This window comes from Trichloromonas sp. (assembly GCF_041583255.1).
Classification (GTDB): domain Bacteria; phylum Desulfobacterota; class Desulfuromonadia; order Desulfuromonadales; family Trichloromonadaceae; genus Trichloromonas.
Genome location: NZ_JBFHGD010000211.1, coordinates 1 through 5,726 on the forward strand (window position 1 = coordinate 1; position 5,726 = coordinate 5,726).

General features: G+C 62.9%; 5 protein-coding genes. 2 read left to right on the plus strand and 3 right to left on the minus strand.

The features are described 5' to 3' along the window. Positions 1-707, plus strand: a 707-nt coding sequence (locus tag ABYV89_RS13915; protein ID WP_432823546.1) for an anaerobic C4-dicarboxylate transporter family protein, incomplete at its 5' end; no start/stop codon positions are given. Between the two features lie 75 nt (positions 708-782). Here the strand turns inward: ABYV89_RS13915 and ABYV89_RS13920 are convergent. The 3 genes from ABYV89_RS13920 to ABYV89_RS13930 form a co-directional block, all read right to left on the minus strand. After that, on the minus strand, positions 783-2,936 hold the full coding sequence (locus tag ABYV89_RS13920) for an exonuclease domain-containing protein (RefSeq protein ID WP_432823547.1): 2,154 nt from the start codon (positions 2,934-2,936) through the stop codon (positions 783-785). A 149-nt stretch (positions 2,937-3,085) separates the two neighbouring features. After that, on the minus strand, positions 3,086-3,763 hold the full coding sequence (locus tag ABYV89_RS13925) for a response regulator (RefSeq protein WP_432823548.1): 678 nt from the start codon (positions 3,761-3,763) through the stop codon (positions 3,086-3,088). After that, positions 3,760-5,241 (minus strand): ATP-binding protein, encoded by a 1,482-nt coding sequence (locus tag ABYV89_RS13930; protein ID WP_432823549.1) that lies wholly within the window; start codon positions 5,239-5,241, stop codon positions 3,760-3,762. Before ABYV89_RS13930 ends, ABYV89_RS13925 begins: the two co-directional genes overlap by 4 nt. A gap of 166 nt (positions 5,242-5,407) precedes the next feature. Here ABYV89_RS13930 and ABYV89_RS13935 point away from each other — a divergent pair, with 166 nt between their 5' ends. Then, entirely contained in the window at positions 5,408-5,722 is a 315-nt protein-coding gene (locus tag ABYV89_RS13935; protein WP_432823550.1) for a DUF6515 family protein, read from the plus strand. The last annotated feature ends 4 nt before the right edge of the window (positions 5,723-5,726 follow it).

Sequence of the window (5,726 nt, forward strand, 5' to 3'; positions counted from 1 at the left end):
CCGATCCGATCTGGAGTAAACGCATCCAGGACACCACCGCCACCACCCTGGATGAAAAACTGCCGGCTTCGGCCCGCAAGTCGGTATTCCTCTTCCTGCTGGCCCTGGCCGTGATTGTGGTGGTCGCCATGTTCCCGGAAATTCGCACCCTGCAGGTCGGCGAGAAGGCGATCAAGATGGATATCATCATCCAGATGATGATGCTGGCCTTCGGCGGCATTATCCTGATGGTGACCAAGACCCGCTCCAACAAAGTGCCCGAAGGCGTCGTCTTCAAGTCGGGCATGGTCGCGGCCATCGCCATCTTCGGTATCGCCTGGATGAGCGACACCTACTTCCAGTTCGCCATGCCGAGCTTCAAGGTCGGCATCACCGAAATGGTCACCGCCTACCCCTGGACCTTCGCCCTGGCCATGTTCGTGGTCTCGGTGGTGATCAACAGCCAGGCCGCTACCTGTATCATGATGCTTCCGGTCGGCCTGGCCCTGGGGCTCTCGCCGGTGCTGCTGATCGGCATCATGCCGGCATGCTACGGCTACTTCTTCATCCCGAACTACCCGTCGGATATCGCCACCGTCAACTTCGACATCACCGGCACGACCAAAATCGGCAAGTGGTACTTCAATCACAGCTTCATGCTGCCGGGGCTGATCGCGGTGATCTCGGCCTGCCTGGTCGGTTACGGGTTGGCCCGCATCCTGATCTGAACGATTTGCACAGAGTGAAAAAACAACGGCGGTCCCGGTTTCGGGGCCGCCGTTATGCGTTGGAGAGGTGTTTGATCAGAACGCCATCCTGGCGTAAGGGGATTGTGCCGAGGCCCTGAGGGCATCCTCGAGGGTGAAGATGTCCTGCGCCTCGAGCAGGGGGATCAGCTTGAGCAGCACTTCGGCGGTGACGATGGCGTCGCCCAAGGCGGTGTGGCGGCCCTGAATGGTCAGGTTGAGCATTTCGGCGATGGCATCGACCGAGTGATTCTGCTGGTTGGGGCGGACGAGGGAGGAGAGCAGCATGGTGTCGAGCACCGGGTTGTCGAAGCGCAGCCCGGTGCGGCGCTCCTTCAGCTCCAGCAGGCGCATGTCGAAGGCGGCGTTGTGGGCGACCAGCACGGCCCCTTCGGCGAACTTGTGGAAATGCGGCAGCACCTGGTCGATGATCGGCTGGCCGACCAGGCTCGCGGGGTCGATGCCGTGGATGGCCACCGATTCGGGGGGGACGCTGCGTCGCGGGTCGACCAGCTGATCGATGATCTCGTCCTTCAGTATCCGGCCGTTGACGATGCGGATGGCGCCGAGCTGGATGATCTCGTCTCCCTGCGAGGGGTGCAGGCCGGTCGTTTCGGTGTCGAACACCACGTAGGTCAGCTTTCGCAGCGGCCGTTTGCCGAGGTCGTCCATCCCGGGGCGGTTGAACAGGTCGAACTCGTAGTAGACCGGGCGTGGTTTGTGCGGCGACAGTACTTCGTCGCTGTCGGTTTCCGAGGCCAGCGGCAGCTCGATGCGCACCTCGTGGCAGGCCTTGCCGCCGGCCGATTCAATGAAGACGGCGCCGCCGAAGCGGCTGACCACATCGTTGAAGCTGAGCAGGTCATCCGGGTTTTCAGCGATCAGCGGGGCCGCCACCCAGTCGGCGATGAACTGGTAATCGAGACAGTAGTCGGGCCAGCCGATGTTCATCGAGGCCCGGCCCGACCCGGTTGTCTTCAGGCTGATTTCGAAGGCGCCCTGGTGTTTCTGGCCGCGCAGCAGGCCGGCCAGGTGGGAGACCGCCTGCACCATCGAATAACTGTCGAGCCGCAGCCAGAGCCCGGTTTCGGCCTGGCCCTTGACCTCGGTGCCAAAGCGGTCGTGAATGGTTTTCTGCAGGATTTCGAAGAGGTTTTCGGCGAGGATATCCTCGACCTTGCTCAGCGCGTGCAGGTGGCGGGCGTAGTGTTCGCGCACCTGTTCCAGGTTCTGCTGCAGGGTCAGCGAGGCCCGGTCGATGACCCTGCGGTAGCGCCCAAGCTGGTGGGGCTTGAGTTCAGGCTTGGTGAGGATGGTCGAAATGGCCCGGCGGATGTCGCTGATGCCGTCCTGAAAGGCTTCGGTCATGGTCTGGATCAGCATGTCGCGGCGGCTGTCGGCCTCGATCTGCGGGGTCATGTCTTCGAGGGTCAGAACGAAGCCGGAAATCTCTTCTTCGTCACCGCGATGGATGAGCACCAGGGCCATGTTGAGACGCAGGCAGGAGCCGTCGCCGAGGGTCATCATGAAACCGAGGGTCGATGTGGTCTGTTCGCGGTTGAGCGACTGCTGCAGCAGTTCGAAGGCGTGAATGATCGGTTCGCGCTGCAGCAGCCCGAAGACCGGGCGCCCCAGGCCGATGATGCCGGCTGGTTTGTTGCCGCCATTCTGCCCGTCTTCCCGCTGCAGCAGGTGCTGGGCCTGCTGGTTGTAGAGCAGGATCAGGCCGTCGGTGTTGCAGACCAGCACCCCGTTGGGGAGCTCGGACATCAGGGCCGCCAGCCGGTTGCGCTCTTCGTCGATCTCGGCCTGGGCGTTGCGGATCCGTTCGTCGACCTCGGTTTTCAGCTTCTGGAAGGTGTCGGCGTAGTCGTTGATGATGCCGGTCAGGTAGACGACCTCGCGCCCCCCCTTCGGGAAAATCCGGTAGTCGGGGTTGACCGTCGCGATCAGCCGGGTCTTTTCGGCCAGCTGCAGAATGGGGATGATGTAGTAGTAGAACAGCATACTGACCAGGCCGCCGATGGCGGTGACCAGCACGATGGAGCCGAGGATGGGAAAGGGCAGGATTTTTTCCAGCAGCGCCTTGATGTAGACCTGTTCCTCGGGCGCCAGGGCGAACCAGGAGCCGAACAGGGCGGCCCAGATGACGCCGAAGACCACGTTGGCGATGGCAACCAGGAAGATCCAGTATTTGTACTGTGGTTTCATTGGCGCATCAACAGGAAGGCAAGCGGTACGCAGGGCCGAAAGTGGCCAAGCCGTCCCATTGTACGCAATCTTTAGCGCCGGCGTCTACCTCTTCGAATGAAAAAAAACAACAACGTTCTTTTGTCCGGATGTCATCGGAATGCCTGTGTTTACTGGGGCGGCCCCGCTTCGTACTTGTAGCCGACGCTGTAGATCGAGTGGATCAGAACTTCGCCGGGGACGGCCGCATCGATTTTTTTGCGCAGTTTTTTGATGTGGCTGTCGATGGTGCGGTCGCTGACGATCCGCTCGTCGGGGTAGATGCGATCCATCAGCTGGCTGCGGGAGAAGATGCGCCCCGGGCTGGCGGCGAGGATCTGCAGCAGCTTGAACTCGACCGCGGTGAGTTCGAGCGAGGCGCCGCGCAGGGTGGCGCTGTAGCGGGCCTCGTCGAGGGTCAGCCCCTGGTCCTGAAGGGTGGCCGCGCCGCTGCGCCGCAGCACCACCTTGACCCTGGCCACCACCTCGCGGGGGCTGTAGGGTTTGCAGATATAGTCGTCGGCGCCGAGTTCGAGGCCGATCAGTCGGTCGATCTCTTCGACCCGGGCGGTGACCATGATGATCGGCACGCTGGAGAAGTTGCGGATCTCCTTGCAGATGTCCATGCCGTCCTTGCCCGGCAGCATCAGGTCGAGCAGCACCAGGTCGGGTTTCTCTTGGCGCACCATGGGCACCGCGGCGAGGCCGTCGGCAACATGGAGGGACTCGAAGCCCCCCTGGCGCAGGTAGTCGCGCAGCAGCTCGGCCAGTTTCAGCTCATCTTCGACGATCAGGATTTTTCCACTCATGATGTAGTCCTCGTGAAGGGCAGCCGGATGCTGATCCACAGCCCCCCCAGCGGCGAGGGGCGGGCGCTGATTGTCCCCTCGTGGGCTTCGACGATGTTGCGGCAGATCGACAGGCCGAGCCCGGCCCCGCCGGTGTGGCGGTTGCGGGAGCTTTCCACCCGGTAGAGCCGGTCGAACAGCTTGTCCAGTTCGGTTTCCGGCACTCCGGGAGCGCTGTCGCTGAAGTGGATGACGGCTGCGCCGTCCGCATTTTCCAGGCGGATCTCGAGCTGCCCGCCGGCATCGGTGTATTTCAGCGAGTTTTCCAGCAGGTTGCCGAACAGCTGCTGCAGCCGTTCAGCGTCGGCGAAGAGGGGCACCCCGGCGTCCCTCGGGAGCTCGAAATGCAGGGCGATCTCCTTGCGGGAAAAATCCGCCTTGAGCGGCTCGATGGCCTGGTCGAGCAGGTCGGACAGCTGCAGCTCGGTTTTGCGGTAGGTCAGGGCGCCGACGTCGGAGAGGGCGAGCTGGTAGAGGTCATCGACCAGGCGCCCCAGGCGCAGCGCCTCGCTGTGCAGCGAGCCGATGGCCTGCGGGGTGGGCTGGCGCACGCCGTCCTGCAGGGCTTCGATTTCGCCGCGCAGCACCGACAGCGGGGTGCGCAGTTCGTGGGAGATGTCGGCCACCCACTGGCGGCGGGCCTGCTCGTTTTTCTCGAGGGCCAGGGCCAGCGAGTTGAAATCCAGGGCCAGCTGCCCGAGCTCGTCGGAGCGGGCGGCCGGCACCCGGGTGGAGAAATCGCCGGCCGCAAGCCGGCGGGTCGCCTGGGCCAGGCTGCGGATCGGCCGCACCATGCGGCTGGCCAAGGGGAGGGCGAGCAGCGCAGAAACCACCAGCATCAGCCCGGCAATCAGGAGCATGGCCCACTTCTGCTGTCGGACGAAGCGCAGCTGGTTGGCATCGGCCAGGTCCTTGCGGGGGACCAGGCCGAGGTAGCCGACCGTCTGCCGTTGATGCAGCAGCGGCCTGAAGGTGGCCGATGGGGGGATCTTGGCCGGGGCGAAGATGACCTGGCGACGGCTGTCCTGCAAAACGACCCGCCTTTCAAAGAGGTCGGGATTGGCGTTCTTGGGCTCCCGCCCTGCCCCGATGCCGCCTTCTTCGTGCCGGCGCTTCATCCGCCGTTCGAAACGCTCGATCTGCTCGGGGGAAAACTGCCGTTCCGGCAGGGTGCGGATCATCAGCCGAAACAGGTTGATCGGGTCGTTGTGCAAAAAATTCCAACTCAGCTGTTCGGCATAGGCTTGCTCCAGCTCGATGGCCAGCCGTTCGAGGCGTTCCTGTTCGAGGGTGTTGACGTATTGCAGAAAGCCCCGGTCGATGCTCCACTGCATGATCAGCAACATCCCCACCGCCACCAGTCCGGTGGCGGCCAGCAGGGCGATGAAGAGCCTGTGCTTGATTCCTGTTCTCATGCCGAACCCTTTCAGATAATTCATTTCTAGCACAGCTTTCCATCTCAATTCCACCGCAAGTCCGGCCAGGGCTCATCTTTCCTTATTTCTTTCACAATCCCTGCAAGATTGCCTGTTATTCCTGGTGTCAACAGAGGGTAACGGCTTTTTTGGCCAGGTTCGGGTTCAGGCTTCACCAAGGGAGGATATCATGAAAAACAGAACGCTGATCGCATCGCTGCTCATGGCCAGCCTGCTCGGCACCGTTCCGGGGATGGCGCTGGCCGATGGTCGCGGCCACTACAAGCCGTGGAAAGAAGACCGCCGTCATCACCGTGATTATGAGCATGTCCGGCACGGCAAGCATGAATACAGCTACCGTGGCGGCCGCTTCTATCGCCCCGGCCCGGCCGGGCTGATCGCGGTCAGCGCGCCGATCGGCGCGGTCGTCGCTGCGCTACCCATCGGGTTCGCCGCGGTGGTTTCTGGCGGCCACACCTATTTTCACGCCCAAGGGAGCTATTAACGGC

What these genes read in the sequence shown, in the direction of transcription:
- ABYV89_RS13920 (WP_432823547.1), bottom strand. Translation starts at nt 2,936, where the DNA reads ATGAAACCACAGTACAAATACTGGATCTTCCTGGTTGCCATCGCCAAC.
- ABYV89_RS13925 (WP_432823548.1), bottom strand. Translation starts at nt 3,763, where the DNA reads ATGAGTGGAAAAATCCTGATCGTCGAAGATGAGCTGAAACTGGCCGAG.
- ABYV89_RS13930 (WP_432823549.1), bottom strand. Translation starts at nt 5,241, where the DNA reads ATGAATTATCTGAAAGGGTTCGGCATGAGAACAGGAATCAAGCACAGG.
- ABYV89_RS13935 (WP_432823550.1), top strand. Translation starts at nt 5,408, where the DNA reads ATGAAAAACAGAACGCTGATCGCATCGCTGCTCATGGCCAGCCTGCTC.